The following is a 26,111-nucleotide window of genomic DNA, read 5'->3' as shown; positions in this document are numbered from 1 at the left end:
TGACCTCACCCTGAGGAGCCGCAAAGCGGCGTCTCGAAGGGTAAGGCGGCTTGCTCTGTCCTCAGGCCGGCTGGGCCAGCGCTTCCGGGTAGGGGGCCTCGATCATCTCGGGGCCGTCCTCGCAGCGCCGCTTGAGGGCTTCGTTCATCGCCTCCAGCCCGCCCTGGGCGTTGGCGAGCAGGCCGCCGGCCATCAGGGGCAGCATCAGGCCGCTGAAAATCTGGTCCTGATAGAAGGTGGAGCCCATCGCGCCCCGGCTGACGATGCGGATGACATACTCGCTGCGCAGCATGCCCGGCAGGAAGCCACTGCTGTACCAGCGCAGCTCGCGCCGGATATCCAGCTTGGAGACGCGCGGGCGGACGATCTTGCGCTTGCCGTTCGGCAGCGTGAAGGTCACGCGCAACTTGTGGCCGGGGGCCGGCACGCCGACGATCTGCTCGATATAGGGATTCCAGTCGGCATAGGCCGGGAAGTCCATCAGCACCCGCCATATATCGCCCGGCGAGCACCCGATATTGATGGACGTCTTAACTTGGCGCATGTCGCTTGAACCCCTTCGCAAAGCCTTGGCGCGCCATTTGCTGCGGCGCATTGTTTTCTTGGTTTCTTTATACTGGGAGAAGATGAATCCGTCGATCAGCGAACGTCGCCGATCAGCGCGAGCCAGCCATCTTCGTCGAGCATTTCGACGCCCAGCTCCTCGGCCTTCTTCGCCTTCGAGCCGGCATCGGCGCCGACCACCACATAATCGGTCTTCTTCGAGACCGAACCGGCGACCTTGGCCCCGAGAGTCTCCGCCCGCGCCTTGGCCTCGTCGCGGGTCATGCGCACCAGCGTGCCGGTGAACACAACGGTCTTGCCGGCGACCGGCGAATCGCTGACCACGCGGCTGACGTAATCCTGGACCTCTACCTGGCCGGTCAGCGCCTCCAGCGTCGCGATATTATGGTCCTCGCCGAAGAAAGCGATCAGGTCGCTCGCCACCGACGGGCCGATCTGGTCGATATTCACCAGATCGCGATAGGCGTCGCTCTCCGCGTCCTGCGCCGCCGCCATCGCCGCTTTCAATGCCGCATAGGAGCCGTAATGCCGGGCCAGCAGCTTCGCCGTGGCCTGGCCGACCTGGCGAATGCCCAGCGCATAGATGAAACGGTCCAGCGGGATTGTCCGGCGCTGCTCGATGGCGTCGAACAGCTTGCGGGCGGAAACCGCGCCCCAGCCATCGCGGTTGCGCAAGGGGGTGAGCGATTCGCCGTCGCGCTGTTTCAGCGTGAACAGGTCGGCCGGGCTTTTCACCGTGCCGTCCTCGAAGAAGGCCTGCATGGATTTCTCGCCCAGACCCTCGATATCGAAGGCGTCGCGGCTGACGAAATGCTTCAGCCGCTCGACCGCCTGGGCCGGACAGGTGAGGCCGCCGACGCAGCGGCGGATCACCTCGCCCTCGGTGCGGACCGCGTCGCTGCCGCAGGCCGGGCAGGTCGTCGGATAGACGAAGGGCTTGGAATCCTTCGGCCGCTTCTCTGGCACGGCGCCCAGAATCTGCGGGATCACGTCGCCCGCGCGTTGCAGGATGACGGTGTCGCCCGCGCGCACATCCTTGCGCGCCAGCTCATCCTCATTATGCAGCGTGGCGCGGCTGACCATGACGCCGCCGACATTCACCGGCGTCAGGATCGCCACCGGGGTCAGCGCGCCGGTGCGGCCGACCTGGATTTCGATGCGCTCCAGCACGGTCTGCGCCTGTTCGGCGGGGAATTTATGGGCGATCGCCCAGCGTGGCGCGCGGCTGACCATGCCCAGGCGCTGCTGCAAATCCAGCCGGTCGACCTTATAGACCACGCCGTCGATATCGTAGGGCAGGCTGGCTCGCTGCTCGGCAATCTCCGCATGGTAGGCCAGCAGCTCGTCGGCGGATCGGCACAGGCGCGACAGCGGGTTGGCGGTGAAGCCCCACTCCTTCAACTGCCTCAGGAAACCGGACTGGGTGTCGGAGACCGGGTCGCTCAGCTCGCCCCAGCCATAAGCGAAAAAATGCAGCTTGCGCTTGGCGGTGATCGACGGGTCGAGCTGGCGCAGCGAGCCGGCCGCCGCGTTGCGCGGGTTGGCGAAGATTTTCTCGCCTTTCTCGCCCTGCTCGATTCTTTTCTGCGCAGCCTCGTTCATCGCCAGGAACTCGTCCTTGCGCATATAGACCTCGCCGCGCACCTCCATGACCGCCGGGGCGTCGCCCGTCAGCCGGTCGGGGATGGAGGGCAGGGTGCGCAGATTGGCGGTGATGTCCTCGCCGACCGCGCCGTCGCCGCGCGTGGCGCCCTGCACGAAGCGGCCATTCTCGTAGCGCAGCGAGGCCGACAGGCCATCGATCTTCGGCTCCGCCACGAAGTCCACCGGCGCGTCGGCCGCCAGCCCCAGGAACCGGCGGATGCGGCCGACGAAATCGCTTACATCCTCCTTGTCGAAGGCGTTGGCCAGCGACAGCATGGGGCGGATGTGGGTGACCTTGGCGAAGGCCGAGGCAGGCGCGGCTCCGACCTGGTTCGACGGGCTGTCCTCGCGGATCAGCTCGGGATATTTCGCCTCGATCTGCTGGTTGCGGCGGAACAACGCGTCGTATTCCGCGTCGGAAATCGCCGGCGCGTCCTTCTGGTAATACAGCGCGTTGTGCTTCGCGATCTCGGCCGCCAGCCGTTCCAGCTCCTCGGCGGCCTGCTCAAGGGTCAGTTTCTCGACGGGAATGATCGCGGTCATCTATTGGCCATCAGGCGGTCGGCGGCGGCGCGCGCCTCGTTGGTGATCTCGGCACCCGACAGCATGCGGGCGATCTCCTCGCGGCGGTCGCCGTCGTTGAGCGGCACCACGGTGGTGGTGGTCTGGTCGCGCCCGGCGCGCTTCTCGACGCGCAGATGCTGGCTGCCGCGCGCGGCAACCTGGGGGGAGTGGGTGATGACCAGCACCTGCAAATCGCCGCCCAGCCGCGCCAGCCTTTCGCCCACCGCATCGGCGGTCGCCCCGCCGATGCCGCTATCGACCTCGTCGAACACCAGGGTCGGCACCGGGGAAATGCGGCTCAGCACGAGTTTCAGCGCCAGCATGAAGCGCGACAGCTCGCCGCCGGAGGCGATCTTGTTGATCGGGCCGGGCGGCAGGCCGGGGTTGGTGGCCACCTCGAAGGCGATGCGGTCCATGCCCTCGGCGGTCCAGCCGGCCTCGTCGCGGCGCTCGATGCGGGTCAGGAAGCGGGCTTTTTCCAGCTTCAGCGGCGGCAGTTCGGCCGATACCGCCTTATCCAGCTTGGCGCCGGTCCGGGCGCGGGCGTCGCTGAGCTTTTCGGCGGCGGCGCGGTAGGCATCGCGTGCCTGTGCGGCGTCGGTGGCCAGGCGGGTCAGCCGGTCGCCGCTATCGTCGATGGCGGCCAGCCTTTCGGCCAGCGTCTCGCGCAGGGCCGGTAGCTCGCCTACCTCGACGCCATGCTTGCGGGCGACATCGCGCAGGGCGTAGAGCCGCTCCTCGGCCTTGGCCAGGGCGGCGGGGTCGGTCTCCATCTCGCCGGCGACGGATTGCAGCAGATGCACCGCTTCCTGAGTTTCCGCCGTGGCGCGGTCGAGCGCGGCCAGCGCCGCGACCAGCAACTCGCCGGTCTTGCCGGCGACGCGGCCAAGCTGGCGCGAGGCCCCGGCCAGGCCGGATTCCACGCCGCGGTCGCCGCCCAGCAGGGTCAGCGCGTTGTTCAACGCCTCGGCGATCTGCTCGGCATTCATCATCAGGCTGCGCTGCTCGGCCAGCCGCTCTTCCTCGCCAGCCTCGGGGACCAACGCGTCCAGCTCCTCCACCGCATGGCGCAGGAAGGCCTCGTCGGCGCGGGCCTGGCGGCTGGCCTCGGCGGCGGCGCGGTGCGCCTCTTCAGCGTCGCGCCAGCGCCGATGCGCCGCGCGCACGGCGGCCACATCGCCGTTCAGGCCGCCGAAAGCGTCCAGCGCCTCGCGATGGGTGGCGGGGTCGAGCAGTCCGCGATCGTCGAACTGGCCATGCACCTCGACCAGCAGATCGCCCAGCCGGCGCAGCAGGCCGATGCTGATCGGCTGGTCGTTGGCGAAGGCGCGGCTGCGCCCGTCGGCCGACAGGGTGCGGCGCAGGATCAGCACAGGGTCGGGCTCCAGCCCCTGTTCGGCCAGCAGGTCGAGCGCGGGATGGCGGTCCGGCAGGTCCAGGCTGGCGGTGACGGCGGCCTGCTCGGCGCCGTGGCGCACCAGTCCGCTATCGCCGCGCGCGCCCAGCGCCAGGCCCAGCGCGTCGAGCAGGATCGACTTGCCAGCGCCGGTTTCGCCGGTCAGCACGGACAGGCCGGGCCGGAAGCTCAAATCCAGCCTGTCGATCAGCACCACGTCGCGGATGGCAAGGCCGGTCAGCATCTGGGGCGGCTAGAAGATATCCAGGGTGCGGCGGAACCAGCTTTTCTGGAAAGCGCCTTCGGCATAGTCGCCGCCGGCCACATTGGCGTAGCTGTCCTGGTACCAGTCGCTGCCGGGGAAATTATGGCCCAGCACCGCGGCGGTCTTCTCGGCCTCTGCTGTCAGCCCCAGGGCGTAATAGGCCTCGGTCAGCCGATGCAGCGCCTCGGGCACATGCGTCGTGGTCTGGTACTCGTCGACGACCTTGCGGAACCGGTTGATCGCGGCGAGGTGGAAGCCGCGCTTCAGATAATAGCGCCCGATCTCCATCTCCTTGCCGGCCAGATGGTCGTGGGCCAGATCGATCTTGAGCTGCGCGTCGCGGGAATATTTGCTGTTCGGGAAGCGCTTCACCACATCGTCCAGCGCGGTCAGCGCGTTCTGCGTCACCTGCTGGTCGCGGCCCACATCGACGATCTGCTCGTAATAGCACAGCGCCTTCAGATAATAGGCGTAGGCGATATCCTGATTGGCGGGGTTCAGGTCGATGAAGCGGTTCAGCGCGCCGATGGCGTCATCATACTTGTTCTGCTGATAGTAGGAATAGGCGGCCATGAGCTGCGCCTTGGTCGCCCAGACGGAGTAGGGGTGCTGGCGCTCCACCTCCTCGAACTGCGACGTCGCGTAGAAGAAATCGCGCGCCAGCATGTCGTCCATCGCCTCGTTATAGATCTGCTCGGCCGGGCGCTCGACATAGGGGACTTCCTCATCCCCGCTGGAACAGGCGGCAAGCAGGCCGAATGCGGCGAGGGCGGCATAGCGAAGGGCGCGGCTTGGCAAGATCATCACATCCGAACGAACGGTTGCGGGCAATGGCGGAGCAGTCGGCGAACAGGCCGCCACCCCGATGGTTCGGGGGAGATTATACAGGCACGCGGCTCCGGTCCACAACGCGAACGGCCTCCCCGGAAGGGAGGCCGCTGCGACAGGGCATTACGTGCGGTATCAGGCGGTGGCGGCAAGCGTCGGCGCATGGCCATAGCGGTCGGTGGCGGTCATCTCCACCTCCTCCCAGGCCGTGGGATCGGCGAACAGAGCGTGCAGTACCTGATTGTTGAACATATGGCCGGTGCGCACGCCGTGGAAGCGGCCGATGATCGGCGCGCCGGCGAGATACAGATCGCCAACCGCGTCCAGCACCTTGTGGCGCACGAACTCGTCGTCATAGCGCAGGCCTTCCTCGTTCAGGATCTTGTCGCCATCGACCACCACCGCATTGGCCAGCGAGCCGCCCCGGCCGAGGCCGGCCTTGCGCATCGCCTCCACCTCATGGGCGAAGCCGAAGGTGCGCGCGCGGCTGATCTCCGACTTGAAGACGCCATTCACGGCCTGGCCGTTATAGGTCTGGCGGGCAATCGCCTTGCTGTCGAAATCGATCTCGAAATTCACCGAGAAGCCGTTGCCGGGCAGCAGCGTGGCCACGGCGTCGCCCTTGCGCACCGTGATGGGCTTCAGCACCCGGATGGCGCGGCGCGGGGCGCGCTGCGCCTCGGTGCCGGCGCATTCGATGAGGAACACGAAGGGCTGGGCGCTGCCGTCCATGATCGGCACTTCCGGGCCGCTGACCTCGATGATCGCATTGTCGATCTCGCAGCCGGCGAGGGCGGCCATCAGATGCTCGATGGTCGAAATGGTGACGCCGTCCTCGTTGCCCAGCATGGTGCACAGCCGGGTATCGACGACATTCTCGTAGTGCGCGGGAATGTCAGGCGAGCCGCTGGTGACGTCGGTGCGGCGGAACAGGATGCCGGTGTCCGGCGCGGCGGGCAGCAGGGTCAGCACCACCTTGGCGCCGGAATGCAGGCCGACGCCGGCGCAGGAAATCGGATTGCGCAGCGTCTTCTGGCGGATCGTGGAGACGGTCGAAGACGATCCCGGACCAGTGCCGTTCAGACCGCGGATCGTATCGATGATACCCGTTTCAACACGCATTTAGGAAAACGCCTTTCTACACACGACAAAGGGCTTTTGAGCCCTCTTTCAGATAAGAATGTTTATCAGTTGGAACAGGGGCCTCTCAAATCACCTTTTGTAACCGATTGTAACAGCGCTTTATAAAGCGGTTGCAATGAGTTAGCTGGCATCGGCGGAGGCGCTTTAGATCCGCCTGCGAGGGTTCAACGGACCGGCTTCGCGGTTCCGTCGCTGCGGCGGGGGTTCCGGCCCGCATGCCGCAGGGGATGAGGGTTAACCCTCTTATCGATAAACGAATATTTGTCCGCAAATGCAACGCATCGTCGCTGCCTGGCCTGAAGGCCGGCCCAGAGGCCGGGCTGCCCGGACGGTGCGGAGTATCCGCCCGGGCAGCCGGCTACAGGTCTGGGAACCCGTCGGCTCTGTTAGTTCGCCTGACGACGCAGGAACGCCGGAATTTCCAGCATGTCCTCATCGGCCTGCGAGGCGCGCAGCCGGTCCGCCGAATCCAGCCCGCCGAGGCGCGGCTGCGATACGGTGGCCGCCTGGGCGGCGGCCGGCTTCGGCTGCGCGACCGGGACGGCCTGCTGCGATGCCTGCGGGGCAGTCGCCTGCGGGGCCGCCTGTGGGGTCGTCGCCTGCGGGGCAGGACGCGCGGCCGGGGCCGGCGGCAGCGGCGCGGCGCGGCCGATGCTCGGCGTTGCCGGCTCCGGATCGTTGCCGCGCATCAGCCCGGTCATCTTGCTGAACAGGCTGGCCGGGCGCTTGGCTTCGACCGGGCGGGCCTCGGCCATCGGCTCCTGACGCGCGGCCGGGGCCGGGTTCGACAGGCGTGCCGGCTGGGCGGCCGGCACCACCGGACGCGGGGCCATGAAGGGCGCGCCGGCGGTCTTGGCGGGCTCCGGCGCGGGGGCGGCTTCCGCCGTCACCGCCGGTTCGGCTTCCGGCTGGGCCGCGGCTTCGGCGCTGCCGGTCTCGATCACCTCCTCGACCGTCAGATCGTAGGCGACGGCCTGGTTGCCCGACATCATGGTGCTGGTCATCGGCATGGCGCCGAAACCGGTCGCCGTGGCGGCGGCCGGCGCCGCCGGAGCGGCGGACCCGACGGACGGGCGGGTGCGCGAGGCGACGACGCTGAGCTGCGGGCGGGCCGGCCGGTTCTGCGTGGCCGATTCCGCCTCAATGCCGGTAGCGACGATGGAGACGCGCATATGGCCTTCCAGCGCCTCGTCGAAAGTGGCGCCGAAGATGATGTTGGCGTCGGAATCGACCTCGTCGCGGATGCGGTTGGCCGCCTCGTCGACCTCGAACAGGGTCATGTCGGCGCCGCCGGTCACGTTGATCAGCAGGCCGCGCGCGCCCTTCATCGAGGTGTCGTCGAGCAGCGGGTTGTTGATGGCGGCCTCGGCGGCGTCGATGGCGCGCTTGTCGCCCGAAGCCTGGCCGGTGCCCATCATCGCTTTGCCCATCTCGCTCATGACCGTGCGGATATCCGCAAAGTCGAGGTTGATGAGGCCCGGCATGACCATCAGGTCGGTCACGCCGCGCACGCCGGCATGCAGCACGTCGTCGGCCATCTTGAAGGCGTCGGCGAAAGTCGTCTTCTCATTCGCCACCCGGAACAGGTTCTGGTTCGGGATGATGATGAGGGTGTCGACATACTGCTGCAACTCTTCGATGCCGGCATCGGCGATGCGCATGCGATGATGGCCCTCGAAATGGAAGGGCTTGGTCACCACGCCGACCGTCAGGATGTTGCGCTCGCGCGCCGCCTGGGCGATGACCGGGGCCGCACCCGTGCCGGTGCCGCCGCCCATGCCGGCGGTGATGAAGCACATGTTGGAGCCGTCGAGATGCTCCAGGATCTCGTCGATCGAGGCTTCCGCCGCGGCGCGGCCGACTTCCGGGCGCGACCCGGCGCCCAGCCCCTGGGTGACGATGGTGCCGAGCTGGATGCGGCGCTCCGCGACCGACTGGGCGATGGACTGCGCGTCGGTGTTGGCGACCAGAAATTCCACGCCGGTCAGGTTCGACCGGATCATGTTGTTCACGGCATTGCCGCCGGCGCCGCCGACGCCGATGACGGTGATCCGGGGCTTCAGCTCCGGCTCGTTCGGCAGGGTGATGTTGATGGTCATGATAGCCCTCCGCTAGCTATGAGAAGCAGTGACAATGAAGACCGCGCGATATTCCCGATGTCCCAGCATCAGAAATTCTCCCGCAGCCACGACCCGATCCGGCCCATGAAGCCGGCGGGTGCCTCGGTATCGCCGCGCTTCAGCAGCGCGGCGTCGATCTGTTCGTTGACGGCATAGGTCAGCAGCCCGGCGCAGGTGGCGAAGGCCGGCCCGCCGGTGGAATCGGCCAGGCCAGGCACCCGGATCGGCCGGCCCATGCGGACCTGCTTGTCGAGCACCATCTGCGCCATGTCGCGCACGCCGGGAAGCTGGCTGGCGCCGCCGGTCAGCACCACGCGCCGGCCGGCCAGCTTGTCGAAGCCGGAGATTTCCAGGCGCGAGCGGACATGCTCGAACGTCTCCTCCAGGCGCGGCTGGATGATCGAGACCAGGAAGCTCTTCGGCACATGGTTCGGGTTGGTGTGGCTGTCCTCGCCGACCAGCGGCACGTCGATGATCTCGCGGTCGTCCAGCGGGGAGGAGATGGCGCTGCCATACAGCGTCTTCATCCGCTCCGCCTCGACCAGCGGCGTGGTCAGGCCGCGCGCGATGTCGCTGGTCACATGCGCGCCGCCGATCGGCACCATGTCGGTGAACACCACCTGGCCCTCGAAGAACACCGCGACCGTGGTGGTGCCGCCGCCCATGTCGATGACGGTGACGCCCAGCTCCATCTCGTCCTCGACCAGCGAGGCCAGGCCCGAGGCGAAGGGAGAGACCACCAGCGCTTCGATGTCCAGATGGCAGCGCTCCACCACCGTGGTCAGGTTGCGCAGCACGCCGGACTGGGCGGTGACGACATGGATGTCGGCCCCCAGCCGCTGGCCATACATGCCGCGCGGATCGCGGATGCCCCGGCTGCCATCGATGGAGAAGCCGATGGGGATGGAATGGATGAGCTGCCGGTCCTCCGGCTCCTGCGGGGTGCGGCCCTGGCTGAGCACCCGGCGCACATCGCCGTCGCCGACCTCCTGGCCGCCGATGGAGACCTCGACGCCGATGGTGTGCGAGGCCGGATAGCCGCCCGAGACGTTCACGATCACGTCGCGCACCGTCTCGTTGGCCATCTTCTCGGCCGCATGGACGGCGTTCAGGATGGCCTGCTCGGCGGCTTCCATGTCGATGATGGCGCCCGACCGCAGGCCCCGGCTGACCTGGTGGCCGATGCCGACAACCTTGGGCACGCCATGATCGATCCGCGCGATGAAGCAGGCCACCTTGGTGGTGCCGATATCCAGCGCGGCGATGGTGCCAGTCCTAGGTTTGGACATGCTTTTCTTCAAAGTGGCGTCCTCACGTATTCTTGCCCGGCGCGCCCTTGGCGGGCTGGGTGGCGCGCTTCAGCGCATCGGGGGCGACGCGCACGACCAGCCGGTCGGCGAAGCGGAGATCGATGGCGACGACATCCTTGGCCAGCACCTTCTGGTCGCGCTCCAGGGTGGCGAGGCGCAGCCAGGCGTCGGCCGGGTTCTCTTCCGGCAGGTTGACGTCGATGCCATTGTCCATATGCAGGGTCCAGCGCCGCTCGCCGACCCAGCTGGCGGCGCGCACGCGGGCTTTCAGCGCTGGCTCGCGCTCCAGCATGGCCAGCAGGGCGGGGGCCTGGGCCGGGGCGGTGTCGCCGACCAGCACCGGCAGCTTGCCGAACGGGGCGACCTCGTCATGCAGCACGATCTCGCCGTCGAAATCGACCAGCACCAGCTTGTTCTCGCGCTGCCACAGCGCCATCGGCCGGCGCTCCTCGATGCTTACGAAGATGGTGTTCGGCAGTCGGCGCTCGATGGTGGCGCTGCGCACCCAGTTGATCGCCTCCAGCCGCTGCTTGGCCTCGACCGGATCGAAGGCCAGCATCGGCATGCCGCGCTCGACCTTCAGGGCGGCCAGCAGCATTTCCGAATCGCTGCGCACCCGGCCCTCGACCAGCACGTCGGTGACGCGCAGCCCGGCGACGGCGGTGGCGTCCAGCATCCGCTCCTTCGCGGCCAGCAGCCCGTCCTCGACCAGCCCGGTTTCGTACAGATGGATCATGCCGCCGCCCAGCCCACCGACCAGGGCCAGCACGGCCGCGCCTTTCAGCGCCGGCTTCAGCCAACGCGGCGGCTGCATCGCGGTGCGCCGGCGCGGAGTCGCCTTGCGGCCGCTGCGGGCCGGGGCCCGGCGACCGGAATTGGAGGCGTTGGCGGGGCTTAGAAGTCGCATTGCGCCTCCTCCACCATGCGGGCGACCAGATCGGCGAAGGAAATGCCGAGATGCGCGGCCTGCTCGGGCACCAGCGACATCGGCGTCATGCCCGGCTGGGTGTTGATCTCCAGCAAATACAGCGCGCCGATCTCGTTTTCCGTGTCGTCGTAGCGGAAGTCGGAGCGGGTGACGCCGCGGCAGCCCAGCACGGCATGCGCGGTCTCCGCCATGCGCATCGCCTGCTCATAGACCGGCTTCGGCAGGTCGGCCGGCACGATATGGCGGGTGCGGCTGTCGGCGGTGTATTTGTTCTGGTAATCGTAGAAGCCCTCGTCGGTGACCAGCTCGGTCACCGCCATGGCCTTGCCGGACATCACGCCGACAGTCAGTTCGCGGCCGGGGATATAGGTTTCCACCAGCACCTCGTCGCCGAACGGCCAATCGCCGTTCAGCAGCGGCGCATTGCTGCCCTTCGGCACGATGCGCACGCCGATGGAGGAGCCCTCGTCGATGGGCTTCAGCACATAGGGCGGCTGCATCGGGTGCTCCAGCACCACTTCCTTCTTGCCGACGATCTTGCCTTCCGGGCAGCGCAGCCCGACGCCGGAGAAAAGCTGCTTGGCCGCCGGCTTGTTCATAGCGATGGAAGACGCCATCACGCCGGAATGGGTGTAGGGGATGCCCATGATGTTCAGCAGCCCCTGCACGCTGCCATCCTCGCCGATCGGCCCGTGCAGCGCGTTGAACACCACATCCGGCTTCAGCTTGGCCAGCTTGGCCGGCAGCTCGCGGTCCATATCCAGCTCGCTCACGCGGTAGCCGGCCTCGCGCAGGGCGGTAACGCAGGCCTTGCCGCTGGTCAGCGAGACCTCGCGCTCGGCCGACCAGCCGCCCATCAGGACGACGACATGGGTATCGGCGCGGTTTTTCATGCGCGATCTCCCTGGATGATGGCCGGGCCGGTCTTGGCCGGCACGCCGATGCGGCGGATTTCCCACTGCAGCGTGACGCCGGCATGCTCGAACACCCGGCGGCGCACTTCCTCGCCCAGCGCCTCGATATCGGTGGCGGTTGCTTCGCCGGTGTTGATCAGGAAGTTGCAATGCTTCTCCGACACCTGGGCAGCGCCGAGCCTCAGGCCGCGACAGCCGGCGGCGTCGATGAGCTGCCAGGCCCGAAGCGCCCCCGGGTGGCCCTCCGGATTCTTGAAGGTGGAGCCGCCGGTGCGCGCGCGGACCGGCTGCGTCTCCTCGCGGCTGGCGCGAATCTCGGCCATACGGGCGGCGATGTCCGACGCCTCGCCCTTTTCCGCCTGCAACAGCGCGCCGGTGAATATCCATCCCTCCGGCACGCCGGCATGACGGTAGGAAAAGCCCATATCCGCCAGCCCCAGCCGGTGCTTGCGGCCGAACGGATCCACCGCCTCGGCCTCGATCAACACATCCTTCAGCTCGCCGCCATAGGCCCCGGCATTCATGCGCAGCGCGCCGCCGATGGTGCCGGGAATGCCGGACAGAAATTCCAGCCCCGCCAGCCCGGCCTGCTGGGCGGTCAAGGCCACGTTCAGATCCAGCGCGCCGGCCCCGGCGCGGAGCTGCGTGCCCTCCGCGGTGACGTCGGTGAAGCCCCGGCCCAGCCGGATCACGACACCCGGCACGCCGCCGTCGCGGATCAGCAGGTTGGAGCCGACGCCGATCACCGTCACCGGCACGTCGCTCGGCTTGCCGGCCATGAACTCCGCCAGATCGTCGGCATCGGCCGGGCGGAACAGCAGTTCGGCCGGTCCGCCGGCGCGGAACCAGGTGGTCTTTGCCAGGTCGGCCTGCTCGGTATAGCGGCCCCGGACGGTCGGCAGTCGGTCGATCAGGCTTGTCATGGCTTTGCGCACCGCTGTCATGAGCGCGCCCTCCGGCCGGCATCGATGCTGTAGACGGCGTCCAGCTCCTGCGGCAGGGCGTTGGCCCAGTTGGTGATGGAACCCGCACCCAGGCAGACCACCATGTCGCCCGGCCTGGCCATGGCGGCGATGCGCTTGGCCAGCGATTCCGGCCCGGAAAGCGGGCTGACATTGCGATGGCCATGGGCCTGCAGCCCAGCCACCAGCCGGTCCTTGCCGACGCCCTCGATGGGCTGCTCGCCGGCGGCGTAGACATCGGCCACCAGCACGGCGTCGGCGTCGTTGAAGCAGGTGCAGAATTCCTCGAACAGGCTGGCTAGGCGCGAATAGCGATGCGGCTGCACCACGGCGATGACTTGGCCATTCGGGCAGGCGTTGCGCGCGGCCGATAGCACGGCGGCGATTTCCACCGGGTGATGGCCGTAATCGTCGATCACCGCGACGCCGTTCGATTCGCCGGTGCGGGTGAAGCGCCGCTTCACCCCGGCGAAGGTCGCCAGGCCCTTGCGGATGGTCGCCTCGTCCAGCCCCATTTCGGCGCCAATGGCGATGGCGCCCAGCGCGTTCTGCACATTGTGCCGCCCATACATGGGCAGGCGCAGATCACGGAACACCGCGCCCTCGTTGCGCGAGCGCGCGCCGAAGACGACGGAGAACACGGCGCCGTTCGGGTTGATGTCGATATCGATGCCGCGCACCTCGGCCTGCGGGCTCATGCCGTAGGTGACGATGCGGCGGTCGGCGATCTGCCCGACCAGCGCCTGCACCACCGGATGGTCCAGGCACATCGCCGCGAAGCCGTAGAAGGGGATGTTCTCGACGAACTGGCGGAAGCCTTCCTGCACCTTCTCGAAGCTGCCGTAATGGTCCAGATGCTCGGGGTCGATGTTGGTGACCAGGCCGATGGTCGCCGGCAGCTTGGTGAAGGTGCCGTCGCTCTCGTCCGCCTCGACCACCATCCAGTCGCCGGAGCCCAGGCGCGCATTGCTGGCCCAGGCATTGATGATGCCGCCATTGATCACGGTCGGGTCCAGCGCCGCCGTGTCGAGCAGCGAGGCGACCAACGAGGTCGTCGTCGTCTTGCCGTGCGTGCCGGCAATCGCGATGGACCATTTCAGGCGCATCAGCTCGCCCAGCATCTCGGCGCGGCGCACCACAGGCACGAAATGCGCGCGGGCGGCGACAACCTCGGGATTGTCGGCCTTCACGGCGGAGGAGATCACTACCACGGCGGCCTGGCCGATATTCTCCGCCCGGTGGCCGATATGGATGGTGATGCCGCGCTCGCGCAGGCGTTTCACATTGGCGCTGTCGGCGATGTCGCTGCCCTGCACCTGATAGCCCAGATTCAGCAGCACCTCGGCAATGCCGCTCATGCCGATGCCGCCGATGCCGACGAAATGGATGGTGCCGATGTCGAGCGGAAGCGCCCTCATGCCGCCTTCTCCTGGGGATGCGGAAGGGTGGGGTGGGAAGCGCCATTGGCCGGCGCGTGCGCCAGCACCAGATCGGCCAGCTTTTCCACCGCGTCGGGGGTGCCGGCGGCGCGCATCTTCTCGGCCGCCATGGTCAGCGCCTGCGGCATCGCCAGCAGCATCTCCAGCCGGTCGGCCACGGCCTTGGGCGCGAAGGCGGTCTGCGGCATGACCCAGGCGCCGCCCGCCTCCTCGATGGCGCGGGCATTGGCGGTCTGGTGGTCGTCCATGGCGTGGAGGTAGGGCACCAGCACGGCCGGTCGGCCGGCGGCGGTCAGCTCCGCCACCGTGGATGCGCCGGAACGGGCGATCACCAGATGCGCGCGGGTCAGCCGGGCCGGCATGTCGGCGAAGAACCGCGCCACCTCGGCCACCATGCCGATTTCGGCATAGGCGGCCTGCACACGATCGACATCTTCCTGGCGGGCCTGCTGCTCGATACGCAAGCGGGCGCGCAGCGTCTCCGGCAGTTGCGCGATGGCTGCCGGCAGCACGTCGGAGAAGATCGTCGCCCCCTGGCTGCCGCCGGTGACCAGCACGGTCAGCCGGCCGTCGATCTCCGCCGGCGGGTAGGGCGTTGCGCGCACGGCGACGATGTCGGGGCGCACCGGATTGCCGGTGAAGGACAGCTTGGCGCGGTCGGCGGGGCGCACCATCAGCGTTTCGGCGTAGGAGGTGGCGATGATGCGCGCGCGCGGGGCCAGCAGCCGGTTGGCGCGGCCCAGCACGGCGTTCTGTTCGTGCAGCAGCGTGGGAATGCCCAGAAGCTGGGCGGCGGTGACGGTCGGCACCGAGGGGTAGCCGCCGAAGCCGACCACGATTCCCGGCTTCAGCCGGCGCAGCAGCCCCAGCGCGTCGATGGTGCCGAGGCCCAGCGCCACCGCCCCGCCCAGCTTTGCCGCCAGGCCGGGCCGGTTGATGCCCTCGGCGCGGATGCGGTGCACCGCGAAATCGCTGGCGGCCTCCATCTCGAACGCCTTGCCGCGCCGGTCGGTGACCAGCGCCACGCTCTTGCCGCGCGCCAGCAGGGCGGCGGCCAGCGCCTGGGCCGGAAACAGATGGCCGCCGGTGCCGCCGGCGGCGAGGATGATCGGGCGGCTCATCGCGACCCTCCCCGGCCGACGCGGCGGCGCGTCAGCGCCAGCGCCATACCCATGCCGACGGACAGCGCCAGCAGGGACGAGCCGCCATAGGAGACGAAGGGCAGGGTCATGCCCTTGGTCGGGATCAGATGCAGGGTGGAGCCCATATTGATCAGTGCCTGCACGCCGAACTGCGCCAGCAGCCCGGCGGCGGCGAGCATCACATACAGGCTCTGCTCGCCCAGCACCCGCGCGAAGCCGCGCAACACCACGAACGTGAACAGCGTCACCACCAGCAGGCAGGCCAGCAGCCCCAGCTCCTCCCCGGCGACGGCGAAGATGAAATCGGCATGGGCGTCGGGAATATAGGCCTTCACCGTGCCTTCGCCGGGACCGCGCCCGAACAGGCCGCCATTCATGAAGGCTTCCAGCGAGCGGTCGACCTGATAGCTGTCGCCCGAGCCCGGATCCAGGAAGCGGTCGATGCGGCTGGCGACATGGTCCAGCGTGAAATAGGCCCCGATCAGCCCGGTGACGCCCAGCACGATGGCGCCGACGATCCAGATGATCGGCATGCCGGCCAGGAAAAACTGGCCGAAGAAGATGGCGCTGACCACCACAGCCTGGCCCAGATCGGGCTGCAACAGCAGCAGGCCGGCGATCAGCCCGTACATCGCCAGGGCGACCAGATGGCCGGGGAAGCCCTCCCCCTTGCGCCATTCCGCGAACATCCAGGCGGCGACCACGGCAAAGAAGGGCTTTACGAATTCCGAGGGTTGCAGCGAGAAGCCGGCCAAATTGATCCAGCGCCGCGCACCCTTGATCTCGCCGCCGACGAACAGCACGGCGACCAGCATGGCGATGCTGATCAGCAATCCCAGCACGGCCAGCCGGCGCACCTGCTGCGGGGCCAGCAGCGACACGCCGATCAGCAGCGTGATGCCGACCGGCAGCAGCGCGAAATGGCGGCGCACGAAATAGAACTGGTCCAGGCCGATGCGCTCGGCCACCGGCGGGCTGGCGGCCAGCGTCATCAACGCGCCGAAGCCGATGATCAGGCCGATGGCAGCCAGGCTCCAGCGGTCGATGGTCCACCACCAGCGGCCGAAGGCGCTGGTATCGGTGCGCGACAGGGCGCTCATGCGGCACCTCCCGTCACGGTGGCGGCGGCAAGGTCGCGAACCAGCGCGCGGAAGGCGTCGCCGCGATGCTCGAAGCTCTGGAACTGGTCGAAGGAGGCGGCGGCGGGCGACAGCAGCACGACGCCCCCGGTGCCGCGCGCATCGGCGGCGGCGGCGGCCACGGCGACGTCAAGCGTGCCGCACTGGCGGTGGGCGACCCGGCCGTCCAGCGTCGCGGCGAAGGCCTCGGCCGATTCGCCGATCAGATAGGCCTTGCGGATGCGCGGGAAGAAGCCTTCCAGGCTGGCGATGCCGCCATCCTTGGCGCGGCCGCCGGCAATCCAGTGGATGCGCTCGTAGCAGGCCAGCGCGCGGGCGGTCGCCTCGGCGTTGGTCGCCTTGGAATCGTTCACGAAGGCCACGCCGTCGATCACCGCCACCCGCTCCTGCCGATGGGCGAGGCCGGGGAAGCTGCGGATGCCGGCCGCGATGGCGTCGGCCGGCACGCCCAGCGCCTTGCAGGCGGCATAGGCGAAGGCGGCGTTCTGCCAATTATGCGCGCCGGGCAGGGCCGGGGCCTCGGCAAGCTCCAGGATGGTGCGCGCGCTGCCCTGGGTGGCGTCGACCAGCCGGCCATTCTCGACATAGATGCCGGCGGCGACCGGGCGGTCGACCGAAATGCCGGTGACCGGGCGGCCCAGACCGGCGGCGATGCCCCGCGAGGCCTCGTCGTCCAGCCCGATGAAGGCGGCGCCCGTCGGCGACAGACGCTCGAACAGCCGGCGCTTCGCGGCGACATAGCCGTCGAAGCCGCCATGACGGTCCAGATGGTCGGGCGTGATGTTCAGCAGCAGGGCGATGTCGAACCGCGCCTTGGCCAGCAGCTCGATCTGATAGCTCGACAGCTCCAGCACATAGATGCCGTCGGCGTCCAGCGGCGCCAGCGTCAGCGCCGCCATGCCGAGATTGCCGCCAACCTCGGCGCGCATGCCCGCCTGACGCAGAATATGGGCGATCAGCGCTGTCGTCGTCGATTTGCCGTTGGTGCCGGTGATGCCGACGAAGCGCGCCTTCGGGTTGGCCAGGGCCAGCAGCTCGATATCGCAGACCAGCGGCACGCCGGCGGTCTGGGCGGCCTTGGCGGCGGCGTGCGGCGCGGGGAAGCTGTGCGGGATGCCGGGGCTCCACACCGCCAGCTCGATGGTCGACCAGTCGGCGGTGGCCAGGTCGGTGATCGCGGCGCCGGCGTCCAGCGCCGCTTCCCGGCGTTCGGCACTGTCGTCCCAGGCCAACACCTCGGCCCCGGCGGCGACCAGCGCGGACACGCTGGCCAGCCCGGAGCGGGCGAGGCCCATCACGGCGATACGGCGGTTGGCGAGGAAGGAGAGGTCGATCATGCGCTCCCTCACCGCAGCTTCAAGGTGGACAGGCCGGCAATCGCCAGCACCACGGCGATGATCCAGAAGCGGATCACCACGGTCGATTCGGCCCAGCCCTTCTTTTCGAAGTGATGGTGCAGCGGGGCCATGCGGAACACGCGCTTGCCGGTCAGCTTGAAGGACAGCACCTGCACGATGACCGATACGGTTTCCAGAACGAACAGCCCGCCGATGATGGCCAGCACCAGCTCATGCTTGGTGGCGACCGAGATTGCGCCCAGCCCGCCGCCCAGCGCCAGCGAGCCGGTATCGCCCATGAACACCATGGCCGGCGGCGCGTTGAACCACAGGAAGCCCAGGCCCGCGCCGACCAGGGCGGCGCACAGCACCGCCAGCTCGCCGGTGCCGGGCACATGGGTGATCTGCAGGTAATTGGCGAACACCGTATTGCCGACCAGATAGGCGATCAGCGCGAAGCAGGAGGCGGCGATCATCACCGGCACGATGGCCAGACCGTCCAGCCCGTCGGTCAAATTGACGGCGTTGGAGGAGCCGACCATGACGAAGGTGGTGAAGGCCACGAAGAACCAGCCGAAATCCACCATCACGCTCTTCAGGAACGGAATGGCGAGGCTGGTCGACATCGGCTCGGCGCTGATCCACACGAACATGATCGAGGCGAGCAGGCCGACGGCGATCTGGCCGGCCAGCTTCAGGCGGCTCGGCAGGCCCTTGGCGTTGCGCTTGGTCAGCTTCAGATAATCGTCGAAAAAGCCGATCAGCCCGAACCCGCAGGTCACCAGCAGCACGGTCCAGACATACATGTTGCGCAGGTCGGCCCACAGGATGGTGGACACGGTGAGCGCCAGCAGGATCAGCGAGCCGCCCATGGTGGGCGTGCCCTTCTTGGTCAGCAGGTGGCTTTCCGGGCCGTCCTCACGGATCGGCTGGCCGCCGCGCTGCTTGGATTTCAGCCAGGCGATGATCGGCGTGCCCATCAGGAAGGCGATGATCAGCGCGGTGATGACCGCCCCGCCGCTGCGGAAGGTGAGATAGCGGAACAGGTTGAAGACCGCGAAGTCCTCGGCGAACGGGGTGAGGAGGAGAGGCAGCATCCGATTTCTCCTCAAGCCGTCGCTTGGCTGGGTTGCAGCGCGGTTAGCGCCTCGACGATCCGGGCCATCTTCATGCCCAGGCTACCCTTCACCAGCACCACGTCGCCGCTGCGCACCAGGGCGGCGGCCAGCGGCGCCAGCGCTTCGGCGGTGTCGGCGTGGCCGGCATGCAGGCTCTTCGGCAGGGCGGCGCCCAGCCGGGCCATGTTCGGACCGACGGTCAGCACCAGCTCGGCCCCGGCATCGAGGATCGCCGGCGCCAGCCCCTCATGCGTCGCCGGGGCGGAATCGCCCAGCTCCAGCATGTCGCCCAGGATGACGATGCGGCGTCCGCCCGCGCCGGTGCGGGTCATGCGCAGCACCTCCAGCGCGGCGCGGATGGCCGGCGCGCTGGCGTTGTAGCTCTCGTCGATCAGCCGCAGCGCGCCGCCTTTCGGCAGCAGGATATCGATGTGCTGGCCGCGGCCCTTCGGCACTTCGACGCGCACCAGCGCCTCGGCCGCCTGCGCCACGTCGCCGCCCAGCGCCGCGATGCCGGCCAGCACGCCCAGGCTGTTCATCACCCAATGCTTGCCCGGCGCGGACAGGCGGTAATCCAGGCGGCGGCGGTCGATCACCGCCTGCACCCGGCTGCCGGTGGGCGAGATTTCGGCATGCACCAGAAACGCATCGGCGTAATGATCGCTGCCGAACCCGACGATCCGGCGGATGCCCGCCTTGCGGGCCGCATCGCGCAGCCGGGGGAAGTGGCGATTGTCTCGGTTCAGCACCGCGACGCCATCCTCCGGCACGCCCTGGAAGATTTCCGCCTTGGCGTCGGCGATGGCTTCTTCCGAGTTGAAATGCCCGGCATGCACCGCCTCGACAGTGGTCACCAGCGCCACGTCCGGCTTCACCATCGCGGACAGCGGCCCCAGCTCGCCCGGATGGTTCATGCCCAGCTCGGAGACCAGATACTGGGTATCCAGCGGCATCCGCGCCAGGGTCAGCGGCGCGCCGATATGGTTGTTGAAGCTGGCGACGCTGGCATGGGTGCGGCCCAGCGCCGACAAGGCCACGCGCAGCATCTCCTTCGAGCCGGTCTTGCCGACGCTGCCGGTTACGGCAATCGCCTTGGCAGAAACGCGGCCGCGTTGGAAGCGGCCAAGCGAATTCAGCGCTTCCAGGATCGAGCCGACCTTCAGTACCGGCGCCCCCGCCGGCAACCCCTCCAGGTCGCGCTCGACCAACACCGCGGCCGCTCCCCTGCCCAGGGCGTCCCGTGCGTAGTCATGGCCATCGAAATTATCGCCCTTCACGGCGACGAACAGATCGCCCGCCGCGATCGTCCGGCTGTCGATCGACACGCCGGTCGCCTGCCAGTCGCGGCTGGTGGCGCCGCCGGTGGCGGCGACGGCGTCGGCCGCGTTCCAGAGGGTCGCGCTCATGCGGCCCCCCGTTCCCTGGCGGCGGCGCGGGCCACGGCGGCATCGTCGAACGGGCGGGTTTCGCCCTTTATCTCCTGGCCCTGCTCATGGCCCTTGCCGGCGATCACCAGCACGTCGCCCGGCTCCAGCCCGGCGATGGCGGCACGGATGGCTTCCTCGCGGTCGCCGATCTCGGTGGCCTCCGGGCAGCCCTGCATCACCTCGGCGCGGATCGCGGCCGGGTCCTCGCTGCGCGGATTATCGTCGGTGACGATCACCATCTCGGCCAGGCGGGCGGCAATCTCGCCCATCATCGGCCGTTTGCCCCGGTCGCGGTCGCCGCCGCAGCCGAAAACGACCCACAGCCGGCGTTCGACGAAGGGGCGGATCTCGGTCAGCACCGTCTCCAGCGCGCCCGGCTTGTGCGCGTAATCGACATAGATCGCCGATCCGCCGGGCAGGCTGGCAATCCGCTCCAGCCGGCCGGCCACGCCGGTCAGGGATTCGAGGGCCGGCAGGGCGTCGTTCAGCGCGATGCCGGAGGCCAGCACCAGGCCCAGTGCGGCCAGCGCGTTCATCGCCTGGAAGCCGCCGGCCAGCGGCAGCTCGATCTCGCGTGCCTTGCCGTTCAGGATCAGCCCCAGCCGCTGCCCGTCGGAGCGCGGCAGCCGGTCGACCAGGCGCAGATCGGCCCCGGCGGCGCGGCCATAGCTGACGATCTTGTGGTCGCGCCGGGCGCAGACCCGCGACAGGGCGGCGAATTGCGGGATGTCGGCATTCAAAACGGCGGTGCCGCCGGGCAGCATCACCCGATCGAACAGCCGCGTCTTCGCCTGGAAATAGGCGTCCATGTCCGGGTGGTAGTCGAGATGGTCGCGCGCCAGGTTGGTGAAGGCGGCGGCAGTGACGCGCACCCCGTCCAGCCGGTACTGGTCGAGGCCGTGGCTGGAGGCCTCCATGGATAAAAAGCCGACTCCGGACCCGGCGAGCGAGGCTAGAACGCGGTGCAACTCGACCGGATCCGGAGTCGTAAGCCCCTTTGTACTCGGCAGGTCAGGGGCAATGACGCCCAGCGTACCGACGCTGGCGGCCTTCAGGCCGAGATGGCTCCAGATTTGGCGGGTGAAATCGACAACCGACGTCTTGCCGTTGGTGCCGGTGACGGCGGCGACATGCGCTGGCTGCTGCCCGTAGAAGCGCGCCGCCATGCGGGCCAGCCGCCGGCGCGGGTTGCTGTCGGCGATGACCGGCACGGGGCTGTCCAGCGCAATGCCGGCCGGGGCCAGCACGGCGCGCGCGCCCCGGCCGATGGCGTCGGCGATGAAGCTGCGGCCGTCGGCCCGGCTGCCGGGCAGGGCGGCGAACAGATAGCCGGGGCGGACCTGGCGGGAATCCGCCGTCAGGCCCTCGATGTCGATGTCGGCCAGGACCGCATCGGCCGGCTGGTCGCCGTTTATGAGATCAATAAGACGCAAGGCGCTTGCCCCCGTTCTGCGTGTCGCGGGGGGCGATATCCAGCACCAGATCGCGGCGGATTTCTGGCGCGCTCTCATCCACGGGCAGAATTCCGTACATGGGGGCCATGCGCTGGACGATGTTCTTCACCACCGGGGCGGCGACCCAGCCGCCGGTGGCGTAGCCGAAGGTGCGCTTGTTGCCGACCGGCTCGTCGATCATCGCCAGCACGATGTATTTCGGATCGTTGATCGGGAAGGCGCCGACGAAGGAGGAGATGCGGGCCTTGCGGTTGTAGCCGCGCCCGGACAGCTTCTCCGCCGTGCCGGTCTTGCCGCCGACCAGATAGCCCTCGGCCGAGGCGTTGCGCCCGGTGCCCTTTTCCACCACAAGGCGCAGCAGCTTGCGCATCTGCTCGGAGGTGCGCTCGGCGATCACCCGCGTGCCGGCGGGCGTCGCGCCGGCCTCGCGCTTCAGCAGGGTGACGGGGCGCAGCACGCCGCCATTCACCATCGCCGAAACGCCGCTGACCAGATGCAGCGGACTGACCGACAGGCCGTGGCCGAACGAGATGGTCATCAGGTTGATCTCGCGCCATGGGCTGGGCGCCAGCGGCAGCCCGGCCTCGGGCACCTCGATCGGCAGGCGGGCCAGCATGCCGATCTTCTTCATGAAGTCCTGCTGGCCGTTTACGCCGACTTCCATCGCCATTCGGGCCGAGCCGATGTTCGATGAGTGCTCGAAGATTTCCGCCACCGACAGCCAGCGCTTTTCCGGGTGGTAGTCGTTGATGGTGAAGCGCGAGATGCGGATCGGCTGGGTCGCATCGAAACTGCCGCCGATGCGCACCTTGCCGCTGTCCAGCGCCATGGCGTGATTGAACACCTTGAAGGTGGAGCCCATCTCGTAGACGCCCAGCGTGGCGCGGTTGAACTGCGCGTCCGGGTCGATGGAGCCGGCATGATTGGGGTCGAAATCCGGCAGCGAGACCATCGCCAGCACTTCGGCCGTCTTGGCGTCCAGCACCACGCCGGCGGCACCGATGGCCTGGAACTCGGTCATCGATTCGATCAGCGATTCGCGCACGATATGCTGCAGGCGCAGATCGAGCGACAGTTGCACCGGCTGGCCGCCGCTGCGCAGCACCTCGTCGAAGGATTGCTCGATGCCGGCGATGCCGCGCCCGTCCACATCGGTATAGCCGACGACATGGGCGGCAGCGCCGCTCTGCGGATAGACTCGGCGTTCCTCGCGCTGGAAATAGAAGCCGGGAATGCCCAGGCGGTTGATCTCGAACTTCTGGCGAGGGGTCAGGTTGCGCTTGATCCACACGAAGCGGCGCTCGGCCGACAGCTTGGTGACGATCTCCTGCTCGCTGATGCCGGGCAGCACGGTGGCCAGCGCGCGCGCCGCCGCCACCGGGTCGATCACCGCCTGCGGGTCGGCATAAAGCGAAGGGGTGTAGAGGCTGGTCGCCAGCAGCAGGCCGTTGCGATCCAGGATCTCCGCGCGGGTGGTCTGGATCGGCGCCGCGACGCGCGGCGCGTCCGCCAGGCGCGGCTCGCCGCCCCGGCTCATCACCGTCACATCGGCCAGGCGCAGCCCGACCGCGCCGAACGCCATGGCGAACAGGGCGGCGGCGATCACCAGCCGGGTGCGGCCGACATCGATGGCCTGCTTCACATCGCCTTCCAGGCAGACCTGGTGCGATGGCGGCGGCGCTTCGGGGTTCGGCGCGCGCTTGAAGGCGGTGCGCAGGTTAAGGCGGCTCATTGCACGGCTACCCCGCTGGCAAGAATGGCCTGTGGCTTTTCCATCGGGGCGACGATATAGGGGTTGGTGCGCGTATTCGGGCGCAGCGGCAGGCCGTCGGGCGTCACCACCGGAATCGGGTTCGGCAGCGCGGTCACGCCGGTCATCAGCGTTTTCGCGGTCACCGGCACCAGGTTGAGATGACGGCGCGCCAGTTCGGCCAGCCGGTCCGGGCGGTTCAGATAGCTCCATTCCGCGCGCAGCACCTGGATCGCCTCCTGGTTGCGGATGATCTCCGCATTCAGCCGGGCCAGCCGCTCCTCGCGCTCCTGGACCTCGTATTTCAGCAGGAACAGCGCCACGCCGGCCCCGACCACGAGAAACACCCAGAGAAGGAAGGTCTGTCGCATCAGGCGGCCTCCCCCCAGGCGTCGGCGTCGGTGCGGATGGCGATCCGCAGCTTGGCGGAGCGGGCGCGCGGATTGATGCGCAGCTCGGCCGCGTCGGCGGTGACGGGCTTGCGGCCGACCAGCTGGAAGCTGGGGCGGCGTTCCGCGCCAGCCAGGACCGGGGCATGGCGCGACGGCCGCGCGGCCTCGCCCGACCGGCTGCGCAGGAACGCTTTCACCCGGCGATCCTCCAGCGAATGGAAAGTCACGACCGCCAGCCGGCCCTGCGGGGCCAGCACAGCCTCGGCGGCGGCCAGGCCGCGATCCAGCTCGCCCAGCTCGTCATTCACCTCCAGGCGCAGGCCCTGGAAGGTGCGGGTGGCGGGGTCGATGCCATCCTTTGATTTCGGCACCACGCTGCGCACGATGGAGGCGAGGCGGCCGGTGCGCACGATCGGCGCTTCGGCGCGGGCGGCGACGATGGCGCGGGCGACCCGGCGGGCCATCCGCTCCTCGCCCAGATGGAAGATGATATCGGCCAGCTCCGATTCGCTGGCCTGGTTCACGATGTCGGCGGCACTGCGGCCATCCTGCTCCATGCGCATGTCGAGCGGGCCGTCGGTGCGGAAGGAGAAGCCGCGCGCCGCCTCGTCGAGCTGCGGCGAGGACACGCCCAGATCGAGCGTCACGCCATCGACCTGCGCCACGCCGCGATCGGCCAGCAGCCGGTCCATTTCGCCGAAACGGCCCTGGATCAGCGCCAGGCGACCGGCATAGCGTTCCACGAGGGCTGCACCCCGGCTGATAGCGTCGGGGTCGCGGTCGATGCCGTAAACCCGGCAGTCGGCGGCCTCCAGCAGGGCGCTGGCATAGCCGCCCAGACCGAAGGTGCCATCGACGAAGATGGCGCCGTTGCGCGGCGCCAGGGCTGCGACCACCTGGTCGCGTAGGACGGGGATGTGGAGGGGGTTGTGGGCGGGGCCGTGGAGGGGGCCGGTCATGCGCCGTCTCCGCCAGCGCCGTTGTCGCGGCGCAGCTTCAGCGTGACCTCGCCGCTGCGGATGCGCTCGCGCGCCTCCTCCTTGCGCCGCTTATAAGCCTCTGGGGCCCAGATCTGGAAGGTCTTGCCCTGGCCGACGAACAGCACCGCGCTGTCGATGCCGGCTTCGTCCAGCAATTCCTTGGGCAGCATGATCCGGCCTTCGCTGTCGAAGGGGAGTTCGCGGGCTTCGGCGAGGATCGTCGCGGCCAAATCATCGGCATTGTCGGAGAGCATGTCCAGGTCGTCCAGGCTGGCGGCGACCTGTTCGATGCGCTTGAAGCTGCAGCCTTCCAGGGCGGTGAATTTGGGGGAGGGATAAACCACCACGCCCTGGAAAGTTTCCTCGGCGAGCTGGGCACGGAACTTCGACGGAACGGACACACGGCCCTTCCGATCGATCTTGTTCTCGTGCTGGCCGATGAAAACTGCCACCGGAAGCTCCCCCTTCCATCGCTGCGCCACCCGGTACAGGGGCCAGAAGGTCCGGTTGCGACCCGGAGCGACTGGCGGAGCGGCATCCCATGGTCATTTATGGGATATGATGGGATATCATGGGAAAATATGGTGGTCAATGGGAATGAGCAGTAAATGCTTGGGATTGTTCTTGCTTTATTCCACTGAAACTTGGGAACTTTCAGCGCTCTCGAAAGTTAATGCCGTCTCCCGCCCCTCCTGTGGATAAGTATTCGAAAGCGAATATTTGTTCACTTAATGTTCCATAATTCACCAACTGTCAGAGGTGCCTTCGATCTAGGACGGCATGGGAGGTTGCGGCGGATGAAACTGGAAATTTTGGGGTCAGGCGGTCTGTAAGCCGGGTTCTGTCCCTGCCGGCGCTTGCGCGCGGTGGCAGGAGATGGCCATTCATCTGGGACGCCCGTTACCGGACGCCTCGCGCGACCAACCCGGATAGCGGCGCGGAACCCGCCTGCCGGCGCTTGCGCGCCTGCGTGCCATCCCTATTCGGTCTTGCTCCCGGTGGGGTTTACCGTGCCGTTCCCATTGCTGGGACCGCGGTGCGCTCTTACCGCACCCTTTCACCCTTGCCTGCCGCCGTCCGAGGACGGGGGCGGGCGGTCTGCTCTCTGTGGCACTTTCCCTAGGGTCGCCCCCGCCGGGCGTTACCCGGCACCGTGTTTCCGTGGAGCCCGGACTTTCCTCCCCCCGATTGCTCGAAAGGCGGCCATCCGACCGTCTGACCCCGCGCGGATAGGTAGGCCCTTCGGCGTGGGGGGTCAAGCGCGGAAGGGGGGAGCCGGTCTCCCCTCACCCGGC

21 protein-coding genes and 1 other RNA gene are annotated in these 26,111 nt (G+C 68.3%); all 22 read right to left on the bottom strand.

Annotation, left to right across the window (positions count from 1 at the left end; all coding sequences use genetic code 11):
- Positions 1-61: 61 nt before the first annotated feature.
- Positions 62-544 (bottom strand): SRPBCC domain-containing protein, encoded by a 483-nt coding sequence (locus AUP43_RS12195; protein ID WP_067557307.1) that lies wholly within the window; start codon positions 542-544, stop codon positions 62-64.
- Positions 545-639: 95 nt separating this feature from the next.
- Positions 640-2,742, bottom strand: a complete 2,103-nt coding sequence (ligA, locus tag AUP43_RS12190) for an NAD-dependent DNA ligase LigA (protein WP_067557319.1) — start codon at positions 2,740-2,742, stop codon at positions 640-642.
- A 5-nt stretch (positions 2,743-2,747) separates the two neighbouring features.
- Positions 2,748-4,412, bottom strand: a complete 1,665-nt coding sequence (gene recN, locus AUP43_RS12185) for a DNA repair protein RecN (RefSeq protein WP_067557304.1) — start codon at positions 4,410-4,412, stop codon at positions 2,748-2,750.
- Between the two features lie 9 nt (positions 4,413-4,421).
- Entirely contained in the window at positions 4,422-5,237 is an 816-nt protein-coding gene (locus AUP43_RS12180) for an outer membrane protein assembly factor BamD (RefSeq protein WP_067557301.1), read from the bottom strand.
- A gap of 159 nt (positions 5,238-5,396) precedes the next feature.
- Entirely contained in the window at positions 5,397-6,383 is a 987-nt protein-coding gene (gene lpxC / locus AUP43_RS12175) for a UDP-3-O-acyl-N-acetylglucosamine deacetylase (protein ID WP_084462773.1), read from the bottom strand.
- A 407-nt stretch (positions 6,384-6,790) separates the two neighbouring features.
- Positions 6,791-8,503 carry a cell division protein FtsZ gene (ftsZ, locus tag AUP43_RS12170; protein ID WP_067557298.1) on the bottom strand — a complete coding sequence of 571 codons (1,713 nt, stop codon included), beginning with the start codon at positions 8,501-8,503 and terminating at the stop codon, positions 6,791-6,793.
- 68 nt (positions 8,504-8,571) lie between these two features.
- Positions 8,572-9,813, bottom strand: a complete 1,242-nt coding sequence (gene ftsA / locus AUP43_RS12165; protein ID WP_067557295.1) for a cell division protein FtsA — start codon at positions 9,811-9,813, stop codon at positions 8,572-8,574.
- Positions 9,814-9,835: 22 nt separating this feature from the next.
- Entirely contained in the window at positions 9,836-10,741 is a 906-nt protein-coding gene (locus AUP43_RS12160; RefSeq protein WP_067557294.1) for a cell division protein FtsQ/DivIB, read from the bottom strand.
- A complete protein-coding gene (locus tag AUP43_RS12155; protein WP_067557293.1) occupies positions 10,729-11,655 on the bottom strand; it encodes a D-alanine--D-alanine ligase in 927 nt (308 codons plus the stop codon). The genes AUP43_RS12160 and AUP43_RS12155 overlap by 13 nt, the downstream gene beginning before the upstream one ends.
- Entirely contained in the window at positions 11,652-12,620 is a 969-nt protein-coding gene (murB, locus tag AUP43_RS12150) for a UDP-N-acetylmuramate dehydrogenase (protein ID WP_067557292.1), read from the bottom strand. Before murB ends, AUP43_RS12155 begins: the two co-directional genes overlap by 4 nt.
- Entirely contained in the window at positions 12,617-14,056 is a 1,440-nt protein-coding gene (gene murC / locus AUP43_RS12145) for a UDP-N-acetylmuramate--L-alanine ligase (protein ID WP_067557289.1), read from the bottom strand. Before murC ends, murB begins: the two co-directional genes overlap by 4 nt.
- Entirely contained in the window at positions 14,053-15,198 is a 1,146-nt protein-coding gene (gene murG, locus AUP43_RS12140; RefSeq protein ID WP_067557286.1) for an undecaprenyldiphospho-muramoylpentapeptide beta-N-acetylglucosaminyltransferase, read from the bottom strand. The genes murC and murG overlap by 4 nt, the downstream gene beginning before the upstream one ends.
- Positions 15,195-16,319, bottom strand: a complete 1,125-nt coding sequence (gene ftsW, locus AUP43_RS12135) for a putative lipid II flippase FtsW (RefSeq protein ID WP_067557284.1) — start codon at positions 16,317-16,319, stop codon at positions 15,195-15,197. Before ftsW ends, murG begins: the two co-directional genes overlap by 4 nt.
- Complete coding sequence (murD, locus tag AUP43_RS12130; RefSeq protein ID WP_067557281.1) at positions 16,316-17,695, bottom strand: UDP-N-acetylmuramoyl-L-alanine--D-glutamate ligase; 1,380 nt, start codon at positions 17,693-17,695, stop codon at positions 16,316-16,318. Before murD ends, ftsW begins: the two co-directional genes overlap by 4 nt.
- Before the next feature lie 8 nt (positions 17,696-17,703).
- Positions 17,704-18,789 (bottom strand): phospho-N-acetylmuramoyl-pentapeptide-transferase, encoded by a 1,086-nt coding sequence (gene mraY / locus AUP43_RS12125; protein WP_456093695.1) that lies wholly within the window; start codon positions 18,787-18,789, stop codon positions 17,704-17,706.
- A 14-nt stretch (positions 18,790-18,803) separates the two neighbouring features.
- The gene (locus AUP43_RS12120; protein ID WP_067557275.1) at positions 18,804-20,219 is read right to left on the bottom strand and encodes a UDP-N-acetylmuramoyl-tripeptide--D-alanyl-D-alanine ligase; all 1,416 of its coding nucleotides are present in this window, start codon (positions 20,217-20,219) and stop codon (positions 18,804-18,806) included.
- The gene (locus AUP43_RS12115) at positions 20,216-21,673 is read right to left on the bottom strand and encodes a UDP-N-acetylmuramoyl-L-alanyl-D-glutamate--2,6-diaminopimelate ligase (protein WP_084462771.1); all 1,458 of its coding nucleotides are present in this window, start codon (positions 21,671-21,673) and stop codon (positions 20,216-20,218) included. Before AUP43_RS12115 ends, AUP43_RS12120 begins: the two co-directional genes overlap by 4 nt.
- Entirely contained in the window at positions 21,660-23,426 is a 1,767-nt protein-coding gene (locus tag AUP43_RS12110) for a peptidoglycan D,D-transpeptidase FtsI family protein (protein WP_067557272.1), read from the bottom strand. Before AUP43_RS12110 ends, AUP43_RS12115 begins: the two co-directional genes overlap by 14 nt.
- Complete coding sequence (gene ftsL, locus AUP43_RS12105) at positions 23,423-23,815, bottom strand: cell division protein FtsL (RefSeq protein WP_067557269.1); 393 nt, start codon at positions 23,813-23,815, stop codon at positions 23,423-23,425. The genes AUP43_RS12110 and ftsL overlap by 4 nt, the downstream gene beginning before the upstream one ends.
- Positions 23,815-24,795, bottom strand: a complete 981-nt coding sequence (gene rsmH, locus AUP43_RS12100) for a 16S rRNA (cytosine(1402)-N(4))-methyltransferase RsmH (RefSeq protein ID WP_067557267.1) — start codon at positions 24,793-24,795, stop codon at positions 23,815-23,817. The genes ftsL and rsmH overlap by 1 nt, the downstream gene beginning before the upstream one ends.
- Positions 24,792-25,268 carry a division/cell wall cluster transcriptional repressor MraZ gene (mraZ, locus tag AUP43_RS12095; RefSeq protein WP_067557264.1) on the bottom strand — a complete coding sequence of 159 codons (477 nt, stop codon included), beginning with the start codon at positions 25,266-25,268 and terminating at the stop codon, positions 24,792-24,794. Before mraZ ends, rsmH begins: the two co-directional genes overlap by 4 nt.
- A 362-nt stretch (positions 25,269-25,630) precedes the next feature.
- Positions 25,631-26,035, bottom strand: an RNA gene (gene rnpB, locus AUP43_RS12090) — RNase P RNA component class A.
- Positions 26,036-26,111: the final 76 nt, after the last annotated feature.

It is taken from the genome of Oceanibaculum pacificum (assembly GCF_001618175.1).
GTDB lineage: Bacteria > Pseudomonadota > Alphaproteobacteria > Oceanibaculales > Oceanibaculaceae > Oceanibaculum > Oceanibaculum pacificum.
Note: the sequence above shows the minus strand (reverse complement) of the source record. Positions and strands in the feature narration are given on the sequence as shown.